Here is a 23690-nt window from a genome sequence, read left to right as displayed (position 1 = left end):
AAAATAAACAATTTATATTATTGTTGTGGTTTGTTACGTTTAGGTTAAAGGTTAATAAACATAAAAAATATATTTATATATATAGGAGTATATTTAATGAATGTGATATATAAAATAATATTTATACTAGGTGTATTGTTTGTGTGTTCTTGTAAACAGGATGGTGAGCAAGATATAAGTGGTGATTTTACGGAAGCTTATATTGTATTGCTTAATAGTTATAATAGATTTAAAAGTTTAATTAATGGGCCAAAAGGATTTAGTAATTCCTTTTTTGACGATATAAAGAGATTATTTAATGCTTATGTTGAAGAATATGCTCAAAATGATTTTTATGCTAGTTTAGGGTTTGATGCTGTTGCTATTGATAATTTAAAACGTATAATAACTACTTTTAATCTTAATAGATATTATTATAATACAGAGGTTGGTAATTCGTTTGTTCATAGGTTAAGACAGTTTAGTCTAAAGCTTATTGTTCCGATTAATAATTTGCTTCAGAAAAATGATAATATAGGTGTTCTTAAGGATAGTAATAATATGGAAGGTTTAAAGGAGCTTGCTTTGATGTTAGATGATGTGTGTGTCAAATGGGGTATGTTTGTAGGTCAAGTAAAAAATGCGATTAATGAAGCATCAAATTTAACCGTTAAAAATGCTGTTATAAATAAATTAGAAATTTTGGATAATTTGGAGATTGAGAATCCTAATCAACAATGTGTTGATGTTCAAGGTATTAATAATAAGCTTTGTGATCTTAAGCATGAATTGTTGCAGTTGTTTATTTCTATTAAGGACAAAGTGTTAGAGTTGGTAAAAAATGTAGGTAAGGAGTAGGGATTTGCGATCTTTTGATGTTATTTATAATAAAAATTAATAATTAAACAGAGTAAAATTAGTTATTAGTTAAGTCCACAAATATGTGGACTTTTTTATTTTTCGAATTGTTTGAGACTTACGGTTTTTATGCATATCACATAAACTGTGGTTTAAGTTTGTTGATAACTTAAATGCAATATGCATATGAGCTCAGAAGCACATTAAATATAAAACTTATGGTGCTGGATTTATTTCGTTAAGTAGTTCTTGCACTTGATCTATCACTTTAGAACATAATGTTTTAAAGTGATTTTTGAGTTTGCAAAGTTTAAGATCACCGTTTTCCTGAGCACTATATACTTGATCGTCTTTAAGAGTCTCTAGTGTGAGTATTGGTTTTAATTCCTCAATAATATTATCTTTGCTGTCATGTTGTGCAGCCTTTTCGATTATATCTTGTATTGATTTCACAATTTCTTGCCATTGTGAATGCATATTATCTAACATATCTTTAAGTGTGTTGATACCTTGTATATTTTGGCTTTGTTGTAGTTGTTCTAATTTGCCCTTTCCAAATTTATTGTCATCCTTTAATATTATATTAATAGAGTGTTTTGCAATATCACTTAATTTATAAATTAAAGGCTTAGCGTTTTGTTCTTTCATATACTCATCTTTATTGGTAATTGAGGAATGTAGTACTATTTTTTTAAATTCTCTAAACAATTGATATTTCCAGATATACTGTAGGTAACTTTATCTTGAACATCTTGAATGTGAAGCCTGTGACTATCTTTATTAAATTTTTTGTTAATCTCTTCAAATAGTGAAGATATATCAAATCCTTCATCTTTATGATGATACAATGTTTCAAGCGCATTAAAGCTAGCAGTTAATGCATCATAAGCCACTTCCTTTAGTGTTTTAACTTTTCTTAGTGTATCTGTTAGTATTTCTTCTTCCTCTTCTTCCTCTTCTGGGCTTGAACTTAATTGATTAAATGGAGCACTGGCTCTAGTATCATCTGTAGGGTTTTTCGTGTTTTGACTACAGCAATATATAAGAAATGCACTTAGTATAAATATTATTTTATATATTAATTTCATTAAATATCCTCCGTTATTTTTTTAAAATTTAATTTTTATATCATATATTGCAAAAATATTACAAATATATAATTAACTATGTTATTTTATATTGTTAATAGTATATACATTATTGTAATAAAAATCAAAAAATTTATATTATTAATTAAGTTTAGTAATTAAAATAAATTATGTATTAAAATGGAAGTTTTTTAATTTTTGGTATTTAATTTGTTTATTTGCTTTACATATATTTATATATATAAATATTGATATTAAATATTACAGTATTGAATTTATATCTTAAATTAAGCTTTTAATTTTATTTGTAGTTTTTAAATATGAATTTAAAAATTCATTCTTAAGATTACAAAGTTTATCATCATATTTGCATTGTTGATTAGGATTATTTAAATCTAAGTCGTAAAATTGTATTAATTTATGTATAACATTACTTTTTATGTTTAAATTTGATGCTTCATTAATTATATTTTTTACTTGCTCTACAAACATATCCCATTTGACACATACGTTATCTAACATCACAGCAAGCTCCTTTAAATCTTTTTCATCTTTACTATATTGAAGCTTAAGCATATTGGTATTTTTAAAAACACCATTGTTTATATCTATGGTATTAAAAATAATATTAAAAGCAAGTAGACTTAATCTATCAATTAATTTATCACCAATCATTGAGGTATAATATTCTGCAGGAGTATTGAATTTTATTATTATTTTTTTTAAGTTGTGAAGTGTATTAGTATCTCCTTTAACCAAAGAATAGATAGGGTTTTTATGATCTCTGTTATTGTAAGTAACATTAAATTTTTTATTAATATCAAAAAATAAAGGATCATGAAATTTTGTGGGCATGCAATTATATAGTGCCTTAAATTTATTAAGGCTTTTTATGAGTGTGGTATATTCTGTCTCTTTTGTTAATTTTGATGTTTGTAACTTATTTTTATTTAAATTTCTTTTGTTGATTGAATTTGTTTTAATTGCTAAAGGAGTGCTTGTATTTATCAGATCGTTACTTACCTGTTTGCAACACAGTAATAATATATTTAAAATAAATATTAAAAAATATACTTTGAACATTAAATATCCTCCTCTAAATTACAATTTTAATACCATTAATGAAAATATCTTGTTAATATAAATCCTTTATATTTATCTCAATATAGTTATTTATCAATATCATATTTAATTAGAGAATTAAAAAAATAGATTTGCAGATTCAATTTTAATATTTGACTTTTATCCGTTAGTTAGACGATGTTGGCAAACTAAGTCCACATATTTATGGACTTAGTTTAATAATTTTATATTAGTTACTATATTTTATTATCACTCGCACCAAATTATTTATAAAAATTTAATGTAAACATAAAATTTTTTGGAATCTTTACTTTAATTTTTTCCAGTTATTAATGCTGTACTTTTTCAGTTATCAATTCTGTAATCTTATTTTCAATATTTGTAGATAATACTATCAGTTTATTTTTAAGTTTACAAATTTCAGCGTTATTGGTAGAACATGTTTCAGTTTTATAAGACTTCAACTCATTTAACATTTTGAATATATGTATAACATCTTGTTTATTCGTTAAGCTTGCTGCATTGTTAATTGTCTTTTGAATTAGGCTGACAAACATATTCCATTTTATATATGCATCATCTAGCATTTTTGCAATTTCATTTAGACTTTCTAAATTTTTAGTGTTCTTAAGTTTATTCATACGATTATCTCTGTTAAATGAATTATCAATCTTACGCATAATATTTATTATTAGATAACTTAAATTTCGGACTAATGATTCACCAATTGCTGGATTAGGATAATCATTCTTTGAACCAAAAGTAGTTATTATTTTTTTTAAATTATCAATAGTAGTAGTGTCAAAATTTAGCGTATAGTACAAATTGTCATTAACACTATGTTTATAGTCTGTATTAAAGAAACCTTCAATTTCTTCAATACAAGAACTTTGAAATCCTTCTGGTTTTTTAAATAAAGCTTGAATTTTATTATACTTTTCAAGTAATTGCTTATGAGATTTATTTGGGATATTGTCAGTTTCTTCAAAACTTTCTGTTTCTTCATTTGTAGCAGTGTGACCAGATGCAAAATTCTTGGTTTCATCTTGAATTTTAGGTTTTTCACCCTTATCTTGTTTGCAACAGCATATAAAAAATGTACTTAGCACAAATATTGTTTTATATATTATTTTCATTAAATATACTCCTTCATATTAAATATTTTTCGTAATATTTAAATTTCAACTTTCATACTCTACATCACACAAGTGTAATAATTTGTATCATTAATAATTAATGTTTTTAAATTCTTGTAACTTTTTTGTCAAATTACTCATCATAATAATCAATATTTGACATACAATACCCTAAGTTAAAAATTACTGCAAAAAAATTAGAAAACATTATTAATAAATAATAAATAAACAATTTATTTATTTTTTAATGTTAGATTTTTTAAAGATATTAATTATTTTGATTCAAATCAGGTAACTTTTAATTTAACAATTTTAGGAAAAAAGAAACCCACACCTTTGTGGGCTTTTATTTTTATGAAGTTTTGTATTGATTGTAACTGTAAATGATATCAAATTATGTATAGAAATATAAAATTATAAATATCTCGAAATTTCTACCTTAATTGTCAACCAAGCTTTCAATCAAGCTTTCAATTTTGTTTTTAATATTTTTAGATAATTTGCCCATTTCATTTTTAAGTTCACAAACTTCATTATTAACACCATTTTCATTACATATTTGATTAAAATTACCAAGATGTAAATCATTTAACAGTTTGAATTTTTTTGTAACATCATCTTTCTTATTTAATTTTGCTGCTTCGTTTATTGTAGTTTGAATCAGGCTTACAATTGTATCCCATTTTTCGTATAAATTATCCAACATATTTATAAGCTCGTTTAAAGTTTTTACATCATTACTATTTTTAAGAATATTTATTTGATTGTTTTCTTTGAAAGCATTATCAATTGGACGAATAAGTTCTTTGGTAAAAAGACTTAATTGATGGATAGACGCAACATCAAGCCCTGGAATATCAGGTTTTTTAGTTGGATTAAAAGTCGTTATCATCTTTTTCAAATTATTAATAGTAGTAATATCAAATCCTACACTAGGATAAAAATTATTTTTTACAAATAGTTCATAATCTACCCCAAAGAAATTTCCAATTTCTGTAATAAAAGAACTATTGAATTCTTTTGGGGTATTAAGTAAAACTTGAAGTTCATTATAGTTTTCAATTAATGCATCATAAGCTTCTTCTGGTGTTTTTGGTATTTGTTTTGCTTTTTTTAATTTCATTTTTTCTTTCCATGCATCAGTATGCCTAGATTTGTTGCTGTCGGTTTTAATGGTGCTTGCATTTTGTTCACCTTTGTCTTGTTTGCAACAACATATAAAAAATGTGCTTAGTATCAATATTGTTTTATATATTAATCTCATCAAATATACTCCTTTACGTAGATATTTTTTTAATGTTTCTTAAATTTGTGATTTTTCATACCATATATTACCTAAATGTTATAATTGCAGTTTAATATTGTTAATTGCAATATTAAAAATCAAAATAAAAATATAACAATTTTAATTGTGTTTAATTATTTATAAATTCCATATTAAAATAAATTTTAAATTGTGGTGATTTATAACATTGTCTATCCTATTTATTTGGTTTAAGTTAGCCTAAAAATAATTTTAATTTACCAATTAACCTATTAATAGTTGACACATGATATTTTAACTTAAAATTTAATGCAAGAAATTAGAAAAACATCATTAATATATTTAACGGTTTAATTTATCTACAATATTAGATTTTTTGTATCAAGTTATGATGTATGTGATTGATATGGTTTTGAAATAAAAGGATATAGATTCGATAAATTTTTGTTATATGGGGTTGTGCTGAATGTTTAATTCATTATTAATTAATAATCTTAATAATTAATGTATTGTTTTGTGATAATAGATGTAGAATGCATTACGTTTTATATGTCACCACAGTATTTTTAGTTGTGTGATATGGAATATAAAGGAGGATATTAATGCAGCGAATTTATATTTTAGTATTTTTATTTGGTATGTTAATGTTATGTTGTAAACAATGGAGAAATGATAGACATAACATTAAAGGGACTGAAGAGACGAAGAATAAATTGGGAAGTGTGTCAAATTTTCCATTCTCACCAGTTGTATCTGATATAAGAACAGAAAAAACAGATGGGTTAAAACCAACAGGTGTTAAAGATTTTCAAGGAAATGGGGAAGATGGGCATGTTGAAGATGAAGAGACAGAAACATTTGATTCATTGAGAACAAAAGCTTATATTGCATTAAGAACAAATTTATCTAAGCTTGTGGATTTATATCATTATAGGACCTAGCGAATTTAGTGATTTTTTGTTTGAAAACATTAAGACTAAATTTGGGGTTGATAAGAAGCAAAACTTTAGGGACAGTGTTTATGCTATGGTGAAGGGAGATGTTGCTGTTTTAAAGAATTTGGAAAAAATAGTAATGCATTCTTTTGGAAAAAATGAGGTAGTAAGTCAAGATTATCTTTTTGAGAGTAATGCTTATTTTTTGCTTTTTCATTTTAGTAAGATGGCAAATTATCTTTTAGGTATAGTTATGCATAAAAATGGTTATATTTTAAATGATGATAATTTGTTAAAACTTCAAGATAGTAAAGATATAGAAGGTTTAAATGAACTTGCAAGTATTTTAGAGCATATTTGTTTGAAATGGGAAAATATGGTGAGTTTAGTTAAAGGTATTATTAACGATGCTTCAAGATTTACTACTAAAGATGAAATTATGGAAAGATTGAAACCAATTACTGATTTGGAGGTTATTAAATATAATCAGAATTGTGATTGTAATTTGCCAGATGATGATATGCATATTTGCAAACTAAAGAATAATCTAAGGGTATTATGCAGACAGCTTAAGGAGAAAATGAATAAGTTGATAAGATATAAAGATTACTAATGAAATTATTTGTAAGTGTTTAGTATTTATATTTGTTATTTTTTTTATTTTTGTGTAGAGAGAATGTGAACTATTAATTGAATAATTAATAGGTTTATTTGAAGGAAATGTTGGTATTATTATTAATTTTTTTTAATTAATTTAATAATAATAATATTGTTTTATTTTAAATAATGATTATATTGTACATATATAGTTTTTATTATATAAGCATGCTTTGTAGTACTTATTTTTATATGGTATTGAATTTGTAATAAATGTGTTTTTAATTTAATCATAGAGGAGAAAAGATGACAAAAGTGGGTTTGATGTTATGTTTCTTTGCTGTTTTATTTCTATGTTGTAGACAAGGAAATATTATGACAGAAGATTTGGAAGATTCAAATTTCGAAGAAACAAAAGAAAGAAAGAAAAATAAAAGAGGAAGGTTTGGTTATTATGACTTGAATTCTTTAGAGCAGGCTTATGATGAATTGAGTACAAGTTTAAATAATCTTCGATCGTTATATTATTATAGAGATGATGGGTTTAACATATCTTTGTTTTCGGATATTGATGATGAATTTAGGATTAAAGATAATATATTCATTATGGATGACAATGTTTATGCTGTCTTACATGGGAGTATTGATGTTGTTGGAAATTTAAAAAAGATAGTGATAGATCTTAATGAAGATCAATCTTCATATATGTACAAGAATTTCAATGGTCATTCTTTGGTTGCTAAACTGGATCATATTTCACAGTTTACTATTTTTGCTATTATGAAAGCATATTATGATGTTAAAGGTAATCAGCTTTTAGAGAAGCTTAAATATAGTAAAGATATAGAAGGGCTTAAAAAAATTAAATTGATGATCGATGATTTTTGTGTTGAGTGGGCAAAGTTAGTCGCAGAAGTTCAAAAAATAATAAATGATGTTGCAGTATTTGCTGATGCATATATTAAGATCAAAAATGATCGTTTTAAAGATAATGAGAAAATTTCTTATATGAAAAGTATTGAAGATGGATTACGACCAATTGCTGTTTTAGATATAAACAATTTTAATCAGGTATGTTCGGATAGTTTGATTTGTAAACTTAAGAATGAGTTGGTGAGGTTAGCTAATCAAATTTTGGATAAAGGTGATGATTTATTGAATGCATTGCAACCACAAAATTCAACACCATAATGTTAGATGTGTTGTTATATTTATTTAATTTTTGCTGATATCAGGATATAGTAATATTCATTCACTGAAAAACGAAGCCCATGTTTGGATTTTGTTTTTTATATGTTTTAAAGTATGTGATATTGCAATTAAAAAAACGATAATAAATTTAAAGAATATCTGTTGTATTATTTTATTTGTTATATTCATCTTTGTAAGTTAAATGTGTGAATGTCGTACCTTGGTAGAGGTCTATCTTAAAAAATCCAAAATCTTAATTTTTATAATTATAATATAGTTTTCATTTAGCCATTATGATATTTATGTATAGTTGATAATGACAAAGTTTACATATAAAGTCTTTATTGTAGATTTTATATTATATAAACGTTTTTATTATTTAAATGTTTAACTTAAGTAATAATTCTATTGCCATTATTTAAAATAATTATTATATTATATTGGGCACAAATTAATATTGAATCAATTTATGTCATGCTACATTGCATAAATATGTTTTATAGTGTGATGTAAAGTTTGAATTAAATAGATATTGTGTAACTAAAGAAAAAGGAGATATTAATGAAAAGAATATTTATGGTAGTTTTTGCATCTAGTATACTATTACTATCATGTAAGGAAAAGGAGGATAATGTGATAAATGATCAAGCAGGTGATTACATGGATATGAAATCATTGACATCTGAACAACAGCAAATTTATTCTGCATTAATTGCAAGTTTTAATGATCTAAAAGCCTTATATGATTATAAACCGGAAGGGTTTAATATTTCTCTGTTTGATGACATTAAGAATAAATTTGGAAATACCTATTATGAAAATTTTAAGGAAACCATTTATGCTGCATTTAAAGGAGATGTTGCAACTATTGATAACTTAAAAAAGATAGTTGCAGATTCAATTGAAACTAAGGACGAATATATGTCTGCACTTAATGGTAGGCCTTTGCTTTATAGGTTAAATGAACTGGGAAATATTCTTTTTTTATTTTTGAATAATGATAGTGTTTTTGGAAATGATGGTTTAATTAAAATTAGAGATAGGCAAGATATTGCACTATTTAATGAAGTTAAGTACATGTTAGATGATATGGGTGTCAAATGGGATGAGTTGGTGAGCTTGCTTCAAAATACAATTAATAATGTTTCTGTATTTGCTTCTAAATATATTGAAACTAGAAATGTTGCTGATAAAGAGGCAATGATAGCACAATTAGAACCAATTGTCGAATTAAAGTCATTAGATGCGAATCAGTCATGTAAAGGTGTAATTTGTAAGCTTAAGAATGAATTTATGGATTTATATTCTCAAATTAAAGAAAAAAGTGTTGAATGAAATTTGTTTAAAATTTTAAATTAGTTGCTTTTTAATTAATTAATCGTTGATGAAGTTCATATAAATTTGGACTTCATCAATTTTATTATATAGAGTAATTAAGAGTTGCGAATAATTTAAAATTATGGGAGTGAACTGCTATTTCTAAATCAAAGATTATAAAAATAGCTTCTTGTTTCATCCCATGATAGCTTTTTAGGTTCTATAAGAACGGTCATCCACTAGAGCATGGTCCACAAGCTTTACTTCAGGCAGTTCCTGCCTTAGTTTTTATTTCCTTATAATAATAAGCTTTAAGATTTAGAGCTGCATTTATATCTCTATCCTGCAAAGTGTTACAACTCCTACAACTCCACCTAATATCACTTAATTTTATTAGGGTTGTATTTTTAATACCGTAATTGTTGCATAGCTTGCTTGATGGAAAATATCTATCAACTTTATGTAAATAGGCTCCACACCACTCTGATTTATATGATAATTGTCTTACAAACTTATGCCATCCCAAATCATTAACACTTTTGCCAAACATTCCTTTTTGCATACTTTTAATTGATAGACTTTCTATTACTATATTTTTATAATTAACTACAAAATAATAAGATAATTTATGTAAAAAATCTTTTCTTTGATTTGAAATTTTCCTATGCAATTTGGCAACTCTTAATCTAGATTTAGCTCTATTTCTAGAGCCCTTTTGTTTTTTTGATAGTTTTCTTTGGCATTTCTTGAGTTTACATTCATTTTTTAGTAAACATTTGGAATGATTGATTTTTTCACCCCCACTACTTACTAAAAAATGCCTCATACTCATATCAATACCAACTATCTCTTTTTTATTGCATTTAGTTTTATCGTTATTTTTAACATCTAAGCACTCAACCGCTACTGAAATGTAATATTTATCATCAGTATCTTTTTCTACTACTACATTTTTAATAAGTTCATTGCTTTTAATTTTCCTATGTAGAGCTAATTTTACAAATCCTATTTTAGGTAGCTTTATATAATCATTTTCTATTCTTATTGAGTTTTTTTGATTATTAGTTCTAAAGGTTTGTCTATTTTTCTTACTTTTATATTTAGGAAATCCTTGTGTTCTATTTCCTTTTTTAATTTCTCTAAAAAAATTACTATACGCAGAATTTAAGTCAAGTTGGGCATTGCAAAGAGCCAAACTATCAACTTCCTTTAAGAATAGAAATTCTTCTTTATATTTGCTTGGATAAGAATAAGACTTTGTTTATTTTTTTCATAATAATCTTTCTTATCACTTAACATTTTGTTATACAAAAATCTTACGCACCCAAATACTTTTGAAAAATATTTCTTTTGATTAGCGTCAGGATATATTCTGTACTTATAAGCTTTATTAGCACTCATATGTTTTATTATTTTATAATATTTTATACTTAAGTGTATATGTCACACAAGCTAACTTTTAATAATCACTGCGTATATTCTATTAATTATCACCTAGTATTAGTTACTAAATATAGGCATAAAAGCCGAGCTTTCATCTTCTTTTTACCAAATAATACTTAATATATGTTCTTTATGGAAAATAACCCTTAATGAATTCAACCATGACAAGGATCATATTCATTTATTACTTATTACTAGAATTTACCCCCAATATTGAACCTTCTAAATTTATCAATATTCTAAAAACAGTATCTTCAAGGCTTATAAGGAAAAAATATTCTACTCATTTAGATAAATATTATTGGAAACCTTATTTTTGGTCTAGAAGTTATTGTCTGATTTCTACTGGAGGAGCCTCTATTGATATCATCAAAAATATATTCAAAATCAAAATAAATGTTAAATTTTCTAAAAAATCATGTAGTTAGATAAGGTTTTTATTGCAAACATATTAATTAGATTGATTAATTATATTATATTATATTTTGTATAATAAAAAAACATATTACATTTATGTATTGAATACAATTAGCATATTGAATGATTTACATATGTAGTAATACATGTTTTATTAGTATGTGATATTAGATTTGTAATGTAAAAATTTATTGTATGTTTAAAAGAAAGGAGAAATAAATGATAGTATGTGCGATAATATTTGCACTTAATATATTATCGTTTTCTTGTGCTCAATCTGTAACTAATTTGGCAAATGTAAGAGAAGGAATAGTTACAGGCGTATCAAAATCGTTAACTGAGTTTGAATTAAAAAAACAAGCTTATTCTGAATTAGAACATAGCTTTAATAAGCTTAAATCCTTATATCATGATAGTTTTAAAATTTTAAATATTCCTTTTCTTAATGATTTTAAAAGTAAATTTAATATTACTAATAGACAATTTCATATTGATTTGATTTATGCTATTTTAAGAAAAAATTATTTCCTTTTTAATGCTTGGAATGGTCCTGATGTTATTTTTGTTGATGGAGATAGTAAAAATCATATTTTAAGTGATAGTGTGTTGTTACTTTTAGGTATATATACTTTAGTAATAAACACCTTGTCTGCGATTTTAGAGCAAAATGATGTTTTTGGAAATTATAAATTGAACAAGCTTAAATATAGTCGAGATATAACGGGTATAAATGAGATTAAGAATATGTTATATGATATGCATTTGAAATGGACAGAGTTTTCGATTTTATTAAAAAATTTCATTAATAATTTATCAAAATTTTTTTATAATGATATTCAAAATTATAATGATTTTTTTAGAGAAGAGATTTTGTTGCAATTGAGAAAAATTAGAGATATAAATTTTATAGATAAGAATCAATTTTATAAAGACAATTATAAAATTTGTGAACTTAAAAATGATTTGATAAATTTGCGTTATCAAATTGAAGTTAAAAGTAATGAATTGATTCGAGTTATATATTAACGTTATATTATGATAAATCTTTAGTATATTAATCTTTTGTTCTAATTTAATAATGTATTTTGTTTTTGTTGTTAACTTAATTAGCTTAAAAAATGGTATTTAAATTAAATTGAAATTGAATATAAGTATTTACATAAGTTATTGTGTAATAAGTTTAATTTTATGAAAATGCATATAGAATGTATTTATGCATTGTTTTTTGATAATATTTTATTCATAAAAATTGTTTTTTGAATAAATAAAAGGAGGATATTGATGCAACAAATATGTGTGGTAATTTTTTCATTTGTATTGGTATTATCTTGCAGACAAGGGAGTAGTGAGAATGTTAGTAGTTCGATTGTAAGAAAAAGTAAAATCAAACCAAATCAAGTTGTAACAGGTGTTGCAGAATATAAAGAAAAAGGTTTTGACGTAGGTAAAGTCTTGTTTATTGAAGATAATGTGGATAGGAAAAAAATTTTATTAACTCCTGATCAAGCTTATGAGGCACTTGTGGTAAATCTTGAAAAACTTAAAGCTTTATATAAGAAACCCAAAGGATTTTATGTATCTTTTTTTGATGATTTTGAAGAGGCTTTTGGGGTTGAGGAAATGCAAGCTTTGAAGGATAGTCTTTATGCTGTATTAAATTGGGATGTTAATATTATTAATAAGTTAAAAAAATAGTACTGTTTTCTGTTGAAAACAAATCTGATTATTTGTATGAAAAAAATGCTGAACCTTTGATTGATACATTAAGGAAGATTTTTTGGCGTACCATTTATGCAGTTATAGTTGAATATAATGAATCTGAAATTTTCAATGTTGCTAATTTGGCAAAAATTAAATCTATTGGGAATGTGGAAAATTTGAATGAAATTTCTGTTATGTTGAGTGATATGTATAATAAATTTAATGATATTATGAAGTTGATAGAATATGTTATTAATGATGTAGCAAAACTTAATGCTAAAAATCTTATTATCAAAGGATTAGGACCAATTATTAATTTAGATTGTATATATGAACAAAAGTGTGTGACAGGTGGAGCTGATGTTTTAGGAATTGGCTTTAAAATGTGTAAACTTAAAAATGATTTGATAAATTTAAGAACAAGAATTACAGAGAAAGTTTTTAAAATAATATATCCCGAGAAAGAGACAACATCAGAGTTTTAATCTGTTGAGTAACAAATTAAATTAATTAAATTTATTAAAATAATTAGTAGTTTTTGTGTTATTTGGTTATAGTGGGTGTAAAATGTATGTCATTCTATGTAGTGTATCAGCATGTTTTATAGTGTTATAAACATAGAAGTTGAAATTACATTACATATTATTGTGTAGGTTGAATCACAAAAGGAGGATATTAATGCAGAGAATGCGCGTTATAATCTTATTGTTTAGTGTATGCGTGTTATCTTGTGGTCAAGATAGAGTTATAACTCCTGATAAATATGGAATGCGAAAAATACGTTCATTCCCAACAATTACGCCAGATGTTAAAGTGAAATCAGGTAATTCAGGTTTAACATCAGATGCTCAGGTAGAAGTTATAGAGAGATTTAATAATCGAACCAAAAGAGTACCAAAAACCCCAAAGAAGGCTTATGCCAAATTTAAGCGAAGTTATGACAAACTTAAAAGATTTTATAATCGTAGACCTAAGAATTTTAATGTGTCTTTATTTGATAGCATAAGGAAAAAATTTGGTGTTGATGAGAAACAAGGTTTTAAGGATAGTGTTTATGAAAGTTTAAATGGAGATATTATTTCTCTTAATAACTTAGAAAAAATATTAATGCTTACAAAAGGGTCTGGGGATGCATATAGTGTTGAACTTAATTCTAGACCTTTGCTTATTAAGTTGTGTGGTATTGTAGGGAGCTCTATTTTTTCAATTATGAATGAAACAGGTGCTATTTTGAGTAAGGATCATTTAGCTTTAATGCAAGATAGTCAGGATGTAGATGGTATTAATAATCTTGGAAATAAGATGGATGATATTCGAGAAAAATGGAGGGAAATGGTGAAGTTGCTTCAAAATATAATTAACAATGCAGCAAGGTTTGCAACCCAAGAGGATGTTATTCAAAATTTACAACCTATTATTGATTTAGATACTCTAAGAGGTGATCAGAAATCTACTAGTCAATTATGTTCACTTAAAAATGAGTTGCTAGATTTGTGCTATCAGATTGAAGAGCAAGTTAGAAAACTAAGGCTTGGGCTTGTGAAATCAAATTGATAATAGTAGATAATAGTATTTGTTTATTAAGGACTTGTATTCGTTTCAAAGAGTGCAAGTAGACGTATAAATATTCTCTGAGCCTGCTTAAGTGCAGGCTTAGTTTTATTTTATGAATGAAAAAATAGGATTTATATAGACAAGATAAATATAATTAATTTGTTTAAAATTATGTTTTATAGAGCAATTTCATTAATCAATAAATTTTTAATTAAATAAATTAATAATTTCATGTTATTTGATAATAATGGGTGTAGACTGTAGTGGGTTTTATATGTCATCAATATTTTTTTTGATGCTTATATGTAAATTATGATGTAAATAGAAAAAGGAGGATTTAATGCATCAAATGTATAGAGTAATATTTGTATTTAGTGTATTTATATTATGTTGTAGGCAGGATAGAGGCGATATTAGTAATGGTCAATTAATGAATAGAGATAGGAAGATCTATGGATCAATGCCAGCTACTGTGTTAAATAATACTCACTTGGAAGAAACAAAGACTTCAGGTACAGGTGATTTACGACATAATAAGTTAGGTGTAGATTTGTCAATTAACATAAAACCAGTGGGTGATTTATCAGCATCAAGACGAACAGAAAATGCTGAGGATGCAAATACTTTAACCCCACCACCTAATGTGTTAAGTAATGGTTTACCTGATATGCCAAGTAATAGGGAGAAGACACCTGATGTTGTTGATGAGGAGAAGGGATCTGATTATACAGAACAAAAACAAAGGACATTTGAGAAATCTTATGATGCATTAATGACAAGCATTGACAATCTTAAAACATTGTATTATTACAGATCTGATAAATTTAGCGAATATACACTTGATAAAATTATGAGTGATGTCAAGCTGCATTATAGTAGGACTTCTAACAATAATGTTTATGCTGTATTAAAGGGCGATATGCATATTTTAAGTAGATTGGAAATTATAATGAGATATTCAGTTGGATCTTGGAGTTCAGAATATAATTACCCCCATTATTTTTTTAGAATTTTAAACAATCTTGGGGGTCTTATCTTTAAAATTATAGATGAGAAGGGTGAGATATTTAGTGATGAGAATTTAAGTAAATTGAAGAATAGTCAAGATTTTGGGTGTATTGATGTTATGACAGATACTTTAAGTGTTGTGCATAAAAAGTGGAGTGAGTTGGTAAAGATAGTTCAAGATCGAATTGTTGAAGCATCCAATCTTGATTCTGTATTTTTTATTGTAGAATACTTGTCGTTAATTGTTGATGTATATGATACTCCTAAGAATTTTGAAGAAGTAAAAATACGTATTCTTAAGGATGAGTTGACAAATTTGCGTTCTTCTCTTAGAGATAAGGTTTATGAATTAACTAGGAGACAACACTGAGAATTTAATATAATTTTATAGTTATTGTATCTGCTTGTTTGTAAATAATTTATAAATAACTTGTAAATAAGTTTGCATTTAAATGTAGACTTATTATGTTTTTTATTTTGTAGTAGTTATTATTTTAAGGAGTTTTTGATAGTAAAAATTGGGAATAATTTGATATGAGATAGAGAGTTTTTATTAAATAATATTGTTGATAATTTAATTTTTAATTAAATAAATTAATAATTGCATGTTATTTAATTCTAATTGATATAGAGTTTATTGAGATCTATATCTCATAAATATATTTTTAATGCTTATGTGATAATTATGATATAAAAAAAGGAGGGTATTAATGCAACGAGTTTATAGGTTAATATTTTTACTTAGTATATTGATATTTAGTGTGTTGATATTATGTTGTAAACATTGGGGGGATGAGACTCATGGTACTAACCATGTATTGCATTCGAGTTTGGTTAGGGCTAGGCCTGAGTCAATCTCGTCGTCAACTGTAAAAAATGTTCAATCAAAATTTGCAGTGGATGATTTTGAAAATAAAAAGTTGAACTTGGATTTAGAAGTTGGATTAACTCCAAGTGGTCATTTCGTCATAAATCAAGTAAGAACAACAGATTCAAATAAACCAAATTTAAAGACCAATGTGGTTGATTCATTGGGTAGTGATGTTTTAGACAAAGATGTTGAGAATCCTTCACAAGATAAGGAAGTTAATAAAGAAGAAGAGTTGGTTCAAGTAGAAGAAGAAACAGAAATATTGAAGAAAAATTATGCTATGTTGCAGGCAAAAATTGAAGAGCTTAAGACCTTGTATTATTCTAGGCCTAGAATGTTTGATGAGAATATATTAAATAATATTGAACGTAAGTTAGATGCTAGTTATAGTGAATTATATAAAAATAATATTTATGCTGTTATTAAAGGCGATATGGAGATTTTAAGTAAACTGGATTTAATGCTCATATATTTGTTTTTAGTTTGGGATGGTAGTTATACTTATTTTCGTGATTTACTTAATGTTTTGCAACATATTTCGATGTCTCTTATTTTTAGGATTATAAATGAGAATGGTTCTATTTTTGATAAATCTAATTTAGTTGCACTTCAGTCTAGTAAAGATGTATTGGGTCTTAAGGAGCTTGTTAGTAATTTAGATTCTATATGTTTAAAATGGAATAGGTTAGTAGGGCTTATTAAAGATCAAATTGTGCAAGCATCAATATTTTATCATAAAGACGAACTTATTAAACACTTGTCTCCTATTATTAATTTATTTGTGCGTTCTGATAATTATAAAAATGATCCAATACGTTTGCTTAAAGATGAGATTTTAGATTTAATCAAACAGGTTGAGACTCAAGTTTATAAATTAAAAGCCGAGGAGTAATTCACTATTATAATAGTTATAATTATTGTATGTGTTAATTTATTAATTAGTCTGCACTTAAGGCAGGCTTTTTTATTAGATATATTAGATTATAATTTTAATTAATAAAATTTAATTAAAATTGTTAATGATTTATGTGTTGTTTTGTAATAGTGGGGTAGAATATATTACGTTAGAATATAGAGATATTTTCTAATTTTTAAAGGTTGATGGAGTAAAGACACAAAGGAGGATATTGATTTATGCAGCGAATTTATATGTTGGCATTTCTATTTGCTTTATTAATATTGTGTTGTAAGCAAGGTGGAGGAAAAATTGATAATACTGGAAGTAAAAGAGATGTCTCTAAGGACAGATCTGTAAGGACAATTAATTCTGATAGAATAGGAAAAACAGATGATTCATTGGTGGGGTCTACATTAGATAATCAAGGAGGTGGGGCTACATTAGGAAAAGATTTGCCAGGTGGTGGTGTTCAAGATAATGTAGTTGATCAAGGTATTGTAGTTGTGGGTGATAAGGGAGATGGTCAGGATAAAAAAAGAAAAACACTAGAAGAGGAATCTTATGATGCCTTTAAGACAAGCTTTGATAGGGTTAAAGCTTTGTATTATTATAGACCTGAGGGATTTAATGATTATATGCTAAGTGATATTGAGAGTGAATTTAATTTTGAGTATAGTTTACCTTTTAAAAATAATGTTTATGCTATTTTAAAAGGTGATATTAAAACTTTGCATAATCTACAAAAAATAGTGGTTAATAGTCATCCAGAGAAGGTTTTGGAAGAATATTTATCTAAAAATGAATCTCATGCTTTAATTTCTAAATTAAAAGATATTTCGGATCATATTATCCATAAACTTATAAATGGGCATTGGGGTGACTTTAGTAATTATAATTTATCTAAACTGGCAATTAGTAAAGATATTGCAGGTTTTAATTTTCTTAAAAATGGGCTAGATGAGTTTTGTGCAAAATGGGGAGAAATGACAAAATTAGTACAAGATGTCATTAATGATATGGCAAAATCAAAAGATAAAAATGATATTTTGCAAAGAGTAGGAACAATTACTAGCCTTATACCTTTAAATTCTAATCAACAATGTAATACTAGAATTTGTGCTGTTAAGAATGATTTGAATGTATTGCGAGTCAAGCTTGGTCGTAAGGTTGAGCAATTGATACGTGAAATATATTTATGGTTATAGTCTTGATGTATTTGTAAATCCTTTTGGATTTGAATTTATTAAATAACAAATAATTAAATAAATTGATAAAAATTAATAGTAAACTTATAATATGTAGGTTTACTATTAAAGTGATCTTTTAGTTTTGACTTTAGATAGATATTAGAAATTATTATCAATTTTTATATTATGTATAAATTTATAATAAAACTATATTATATTATTGTAATATAGTTTTATTATTATAATATAATAGATATGAAAATATATTACTTTAAGTAGTATGATGATGCTTAATCAGTATTGTAATTCAAAAATATAAAGGGGGAATGTTAGTGAAATGGAAATATTTTATATGTGTAGTGATATTGGTGCTTAGTATTGTAATTTTAAAATGTCCATTGGGAAAGATAATAAATAATAATGATTTTTTATTAAATGGTGATTTAGATTCGTTTGATAATTTGAATGAAAAAAATAGATTGAATACTTTGGATGCTTATTCTGCATTACAGGTAAGTTTTGTGAAACTTAGAGATTCTTATATTTATATACCTGTAGGATTTGATGAGGCACAGTTTGATAGCATATTTCAATGGAATTCTACTATTAAAAGAGTTAAATATGGAATTTATTCTGTATTAAAGCGAGATATTGGAACTTTAAATAACTTAAATACAATAGTAACAAATTTGTCAAGTTCTTTTGATAAGAATTTAAAGTCGGTTGTTTCGGATTTGTTTATAGGGTTATGGGATATTGCAAGTAGTATCGATAGTGTTTTGGCTAGAAGAGGTTATATTTTAAGTGATGCTAATTTAATTATGATTAAGAGTAGTTCAAATACAGAAATTATTAATGATATTAGGGTTTCTTTAGAGCATATGCTTGAACTTAGAGAAGAGCTTGTAAGATTACTTCAAAATATAATAAATTCAGCAGCAATATTTGGTATTAATGCTTTAGATAGAATTGAAGAGAATTTGAGACCAATTATCACTTTGGCATTAGGTTCTACTGGTCTTGCATGTAGTACTAATCGAATTTGTGTGATTAATAATGAACTTAAAAGTTTAAGTAATCAAATTGAGGATAATGTGAGTAAATTAAAAAAAGAGAAGTGATTTTTATAATATTACTAATGTAAAAGCTACTTATGTAATGCGTTATATATAAACATTTAATTATATATTGGAATTACATTTAGGCCTACAGTAAAGTTGTGGGCTTTTTAATTACGAAATTTATGCATTTTATATGTGAGGCATTTATGCTTTAAACTATTGTAATAAATCAATATATAAAATACAATAAAATTGAAATGGAAAATCTTAAAATATCTTTATTGATTATTTTATATATGACATCTTTAATTCATTTATTTGCACAAGATAAAGTAAAGATAAAATTACCAATAGTGACAGAATGGGAAAATAAATTAAATGAATTAAAAGGTGATCCAGAATTTATAAAAGAAGTCGAATATGTTAAATCTCTACCTGAAGGAATATATACCCCTTCACGTGATATATATGCTGAGGCAGATTTTAGAGTTTATTGTGAAGTTATTTTTGATACTACTAAATGTTATCCACCAGATGGTTATTTTGGAAAAGAATATGAACCTTTGTTTGCAAAAACATATAACTTTCTTAAAGTGCTCAAAAGGAAAGATCCAGCCAAAGTAATATATCTCATACGTACAATGAAGGATGTGGCTGGGAGTTTTGGAGATATACAAGAATATGATAATTGGTACATATACAATACTAAAGGTGTACAAGTTCTTGATAAACGTATGAAGGATATAGGCGAGGTATTAAAGATATATAGAAAAACCAAAAAACAATATTTTTCCTCAATGGACATGCTTGATATTAATGATATGGATAATAGTATTGCTGAACTTATTATTCAACTTGAAGAAATACGCAAATCAATTGAATATGTAACTAAAAAAATGAGTTAAAAATAACAATATTTCTGCATTTAGCATTCAACACTAAGAACTGCTTAAATCGATTGAACATATAACCGATGAGATTATTGTATTATATGAATTTGAATAACAAATTGATTTATACCAATGTAATAGATTTTAATAATATCATTAACTTTGTAAAGCATAAGTGATAAACTCTTATAATACAAATAAAAAAGTCAGATACACCAGCATTTAGCTTTGATGTATCGACTTTATTTTTTTAATAATTATTTAAAACATCAATTATGAAGAAGTAATAATGTTGTTAAAAGCGTTTTTATGCAGCAGAATACGCTCTTGTAGTCCCAAAAATTGTGACCACTCTGGGCGATCTTTCATATGATCAAAATTCATATATATGTTTACTACATCAGACTCATATTGTTCCTTAGCGTTATTAAATTGAGTCTCGATCTCTTGTTTCTTATTTGTATCTTGTTCATTATCAATTACTAACATAACCGAATCTATTATTTTACGAAGTTCTGAAATCTTTTTACTAAAAGATGTTAAAAAATCTTCATTCAGATAAACGGATTCAATTATTTTGAATATAAGTCGAGTATAATGTCTATCTTTGTTTATTTGAGCAGTTTCCTCAGAAGGCTGGGTATTATCAATGATTTCTTTTATATATCGTATAAGTTCTTTATTCTCTCTTGTAGATGCAAAATCTACTGCTCTTATACGTTGATATTTAAATGTCTCAAACTTATTTTTTTGAATTAGGTTGTAAATCTTTATAATTTCAGCTCTATTAATTACAGGTCTACTATAAGAATCCCTTATTATTGACATATAATCATCTTCGATTTGTTTAAATTCTAGAAATAATTCTTGTTTTTTCTTGTCATTTTTTACAGCCCCAATAAATTTAATCACTTCTTTTATTTCATTCATAATATATAAAATGTTATCAGCTAAGTCTTTTAGCTCTAATCCTTTAAGACAGTCTATAAATTGATAAAATTCATTATTAGTATATTTATCTTCTTTATCAAAATCAACTACTATTCTGCGTAAATGTTGAATTGCTTTTATTTGTTGAGCTGACAATCCAAATTTGTTAACCAACAAATTTGTAAGTTCTTCGTTATTATTATTTGAATTTTGATCAAATTCATTACTTTCTTTGAAGCGAATTTTAAATTTTATATCTTCTCCATCTTCTTCGGTACTTATATCCACTAATCCTTTTAAATGACAGCTCCCAAACAGTCCCATTAATAATAGTACTAATATCTTTATCATCATGTTTTTCAAGATTAATTCCTCCTTTTTCTACTATAAAGACCTAATTTCATTACCCAATACTTAAAATTAGACAAACATTGCTTATACTTTATGCCATCTATATGTCATAAATTATCTCACCATCTAAATTAATTAAAATTAATTAAAAGACTACCTCCTTAATTACAAATTAAAACTATCAATAATTTACAATAGAAAATTATATATCACAATTAATTAATATCATAAATTAAATAATATTTTTTAATTAATGATATTAATATCGGATAATATATTACTGATTGCTTTTTTAATACAGTTTAATTAATTTGATTTTTATAGATACTATTTGATATAACAGTACAAAAGAATTTGTACTGTTATATTTTGTTCATAATTTATTCATTATATTATGTTATCTTTGTAAAAGGTATTTATAGCATTTCTGTAGTTTAACTTTCTTGAGGGATTACTCTTTTTATTATTGACCTAACATATGCCATACATTCACTAAAATAATCATTTGTAGTCTTAATTTCTTGTTGAAGGTCATCATCATTGATACTTTTAAAGACTTTATAATATTCTTCTGTTTCTGGTAATACATTAAACTGTTGAAATCTCACAGAATTTACACGTCTATGTATTTTATTTGCTGTTTCAAGTAATTTTTGTATATATTTCTTAAACTGATCCTTTATATTTGAAAGTTCTTCTATTGTTGCATTTATTTTTACTTTGTGAATATTGCGATATATATCATCTAACATATTTTGATAATTAAGGCTTGGTATCATTGAATTTATGTTATATAGGAAATTACTAGTAACATCTGAATATTCTTTCATTTTTTTATAATTTTCATCCTGCTTAGTATAATAGTCTTTTTGCTTTAATTTTTGATAAGCATCATATATTCTAGTTACACCCAATAATATTGGATATATTCTATCTTTATTATATTTAAAAGTAGCAGCAATAGCTTGGTCATTGAAATATTGAGTAAAGAAATGGCGATCTACTTCCATTAAAATGGAGAATGAAACCAAAGGTATTCCCAGCCCATGACCATAGGAGGCAGGAAACTTTTCATACCTATTAGAGTTTGTGATACTGTTGTTTGGGTTATTATCACTACTAATTTGTGAAGTTAATTGAAAAAGTTCATTCAAAATTGTCTCTTTTTCCTTTATTTTGTCTTGTAATATTCCTGATTGTGCATATAATAATTTTGCTTGTTCACTTTTTAATGTTTTTTTTGTATCTTTTAATTCTTGCTCTATTGTAGATTTTGCATGTTGCATCTCCTCGTATTTTAATAATGCTAGTTCTTCTTCTTGTTGTGCTTGTTGTATTTTTTCTTCTTCGTTTTCTGTCTGTTCTGCTTCTTCTAATTCTTCTAATTTATCATATGCCTTATTATATGCCTCTTCTGCTAATGCTTCTTCTTCTTGAGCTTTTAATAATTTTGATTCTAGTTCTTCTATTTTTTCTTCTATTGCTATTATTCCCCTTTCTGCTATTTGTTCCTCTAACTCTAATTGTTTTTTTCTTTTTTGTTCTGCTTCTTGTGCTTTTGCTACCCTTATTTCTTCTTGTTTTTTTCTTGCTAATTCTAGTTCTGATTCTAGTTCTGATGTTAATCGTTGTGCTTCTTGTTCTTTTTCTTTTTGTAATTTTGTTTCCCTTATTTCTTCTTGTTTTTTTCTTGCTGATTCTAGTTCTGATTCTAATTGTTGTGCTTCTTGTGCTTTTTTGTCTTGTTTCTTTGCTTCTTGTATTTTCTTTTCTAATTCTAATGGTTTTTCTTTTATTTTTTCTGTCGTATTTCTTGTTCCTTTTCTTAGTTTGTTTAATTTATCCTGTTTACTTTTTAAACTATAGGTGCTGTTTGTTGATTTTTGTATACCAAACGCCTTCTTCCAAGCTAAATTTTCTTGAGTAGCTTG

The 23690-nt window shown here is 25.6% G+C and carries 21 protein-coding genes and 2 pseudogenes; 15 read left to right on the top strand and 8 right to left on the bottom strand.

The features are described 5' to 3' along the window. Positions 1-96: 96 nt before the first annotated feature. A complete protein-coding gene (locus BRE_RS04415) occupies positions 97-837 on the top strand; it encodes a hypothetical protein (RefSeq protein WP_012539269.1) in 741 nt (246 codons plus the stop codon). A 216-nt stretch (positions 838-1053) separates the two neighbouring features. On the opposite strand, the gene BRE_RS06475 is transcribed toward BRE_RS04415, so the two are convergent. The 5 genes from BRE_RS06475 to BRE_RS04395 form a co-directional block, all read right to left on the bottom strand. Beyond that, positions 1054-1545, bottom strand: a complete 492-nt coding sequence (locus BRE_RS06475; RefSeq protein ID WP_232212722.1) for a hypothetical protein — start codon at positions 1543-1545, stop codon at positions 1054-1056. Further along, positions 1521-1925, bottom strand: coding sequence for a hypothetical protein (locus tag BRE_RS06470; RefSeq protein ID WP_232212721.1), 405 nt, complete (start codon positions 1923-1925; stop codon positions 1521-1523). The genes BRE_RS06475 and BRE_RS06470 overlap by 25 nt, the downstream gene beginning before the upstream one ends. Before the next feature lie 282 nt (positions 1926-2207). Further along, positions 2208-3008, bottom strand: a complete 801-nt coding sequence (locus BRE_RS04405) for a hypothetical protein (protein ID WP_012539268.1) — start codon at positions 3006-3008, stop codon at positions 2208-2210. Positions 3009-3337: 329 nt separating this feature from the next. Then, the gene (locus tag BRE_RS04400) at positions 3338-4144 is read right to left on the bottom strand and encodes a hypothetical protein (protein ID WP_012539267.1); all 807 of its coding nucleotides are present in this window, start codon (positions 4142-4144) and stop codon (positions 3338-3340) included. Between the two features lie 439 nt (positions 4145-4583). After that, a complete protein-coding gene (locus BRE_RS04395) occupies positions 4584-5408 on the bottom strand; it encodes a hypothetical protein (RefSeq protein ID WP_041178211.1) in 825 nt (274 codons plus the stop codon). Positions 5409-6010: 602 nt separating this feature from the next. Between BRE_RS04395 and BRE_RS06465 the strand changes: the two genes are divergently transcribed. The 4 genes from BRE_RS06465 (at position 6011) to BRE_RS04380 (ending at position 9466) form a co-directional block, all read left to right on the top strand. Then, positions 6011-6349 (top strand): hypothetical protein, encoded by a 339-nt coding sequence (locus BRE_RS06465; protein ID WP_232212720.1) that lies wholly within the window; start codon positions 6011-6013, stop codon positions 6347-6349. Next, positions 6321-6956, top strand: a complete 636-nt coding sequence (locus tag BRE_RS04390) for a hypothetical protein (RefSeq protein WP_232212719.1) — start codon at positions 6321-6323, stop codon at positions 6954-6956. Before BRE_RS06465 ends, BRE_RS04390 begins: the two co-directional genes overlap by 29 nt. A gap of 290 nt (positions 6957-7246) precedes the next feature. Then, positions 7247-8131, top strand: a complete 885-nt coding sequence (locus BRE_RS04385; protein ID WP_012539265.1) for a hypothetical protein — start codon at positions 7247-7249, stop codon at positions 8129-8131. Positions 8132-8692: 561 nt separating this feature from the next. Continuing rightward, positions 8693-9466 (top strand): hypothetical protein, encoded by a 774-nt coding sequence (locus BRE_RS04380; protein WP_012539264.1) that lies wholly within the window; start codon positions 8693-8695, stop codon positions 9464-9466. A 247-nt stretch (positions 9467-9713) separates the two neighbouring features. On the opposite strand, the pseudogene BRE_RS04375 reads toward BRE_RS04380, so the two are convergent. Further along, positions 9714-10849 (bottom strand): annotated as a pseudogene (locus BRE_RS04375) (RNA-guided endonuclease TnpB family protein). A gap of 39 nt (positions 10850-10888) precedes the next feature. On the opposite strand from BRE_RS04375, the pseudogene tnpA reads away from it, so the two are divergent. From tnpA to BRE_RS04330, 10 genes and pseudogenes are all read left to right on the top strand, one after another. After that, a pseudogene (gene tnpA / locus BRE_RS06945) lies at positions 10889-11319 on the top strand (IS200/IS605 family transposase). Between the two features lie 208 nt (positions 11320-11527). After that, positions 11528-12334 carry a hypothetical protein gene (locus BRE_RS04370; RefSeq protein WP_012539263.1) on the top strand — a complete coding sequence of 269 codons (807 nt, stop codon included), beginning with the start codon at positions 11528-11530 and terminating at the stop codon, positions 12332-12334. Between the two features lie 255 nt (positions 12335-12589). Beyond that, positions 12590-13003, top strand: a complete 414-nt coding sequence (locus BRE_RS04365; RefSeq protein ID WP_041178210.1) for a hypothetical protein — start codon at positions 12590-12592, stop codon at positions 13001-13003. Between the two features lie 32 nt (positions 13004-13035). After that, positions 13036-13494, top strand: a complete 459-nt coding sequence (locus BRE_RS04360) for a hypothetical protein (protein ID WP_041178209.1) — start codon at positions 13036-13038, stop codon at positions 13492-13494. A gap of 193 nt (positions 13495-13687) precedes the next feature. Further along, the gene (locus BRE_RS04355) at positions 13688-14563 is read left to right on the top strand and encodes a hypothetical protein (RefSeq protein WP_232212717.1); all 876 of its coding nucleotides are present in this window, start codon (positions 13688-13690) and stop codon (positions 14561-14563) included. A gap of 349 nt (positions 14564-14912) precedes the next feature. Continuing rightward, a complete protein-coding gene (locus BRE_RS04350; protein WP_232212716.1) occupies positions 14913-15941 on the top strand; it encodes a hypothetical protein in 1029 nt (342 codons plus the stop codon). A 340-nt stretch (positions 15942-16281) separates the two neighbouring features. Beyond that, positions 16282-17334, top strand: a complete 1053-nt coding sequence (locus tag BRE_RS04345) for a hypothetical protein (protein WP_012539260.1) — start codon at positions 16282-16284, stop codon at positions 17332-17334. Between the two features lie 242 nt (positions 17335-17576). After that, complete coding sequence (locus BRE_RS04340) at positions 17577-18545, top strand: hypothetical protein (RefSeq protein ID WP_012539259.1); 969 nt, start codon at positions 17577-17579, stop codon at positions 18543-18545. 308 nt (positions 18546-18853) lie between these two features. Then, a complete protein-coding gene (locus tag BRE_RS04335; RefSeq protein ID WP_012539258.1) occupies positions 18854-19648 on the top strand; it encodes a hypothetical protein in 795 nt (264 codons plus the stop codon). 197 nt (positions 19649-19845) lie between these two features. Beyond that, positions 19846-20493 (top strand): hypothetical protein, encoded by a 648-nt coding sequence (locus BRE_RS04330; protein WP_012539257.1) that lies wholly within the window; start codon positions 19846-19848, stop codon positions 20491-20493. A gap of 258 nt (positions 20494-20751) precedes the next feature. Here the strand turns inward: BRE_RS04330 and BRE_RS04325 are convergent, their stop codons facing one another. Both BRE_RS04325 and BRE_RS06455 read right to left on the bottom strand, forming a co-directional pair. Then, positions 20752-21762, bottom strand: coding sequence for a BTA121 domain-containing protein surface lipoprotein (locus BRE_RS04325; protein WP_232212749.1), 1011 nt, complete (start codon positions 21760-21762; stop codon positions 20752-20754). Between the two features lie 431 nt (positions 21763-22193). Further along, positions 22194-23690 (bottom strand): coiled-coil domain-containing protein (locus tag BRE_RS06455; RefSeq protein WP_232212715.1); only part of this gene is annotated, 1497 nt, incomplete at its 5' end.

The organism is Borrelia recurrentis A1 (genome assembly GCF_000019705.1).
GTDB lineage: Bacteria > Spirochaetota > Spirochaetia > Borreliales > Borreliaceae > Borrelia > Borrelia duttonii.
This window is presented reverse-complemented; position numbering and strand designations above follow the sequence as displayed.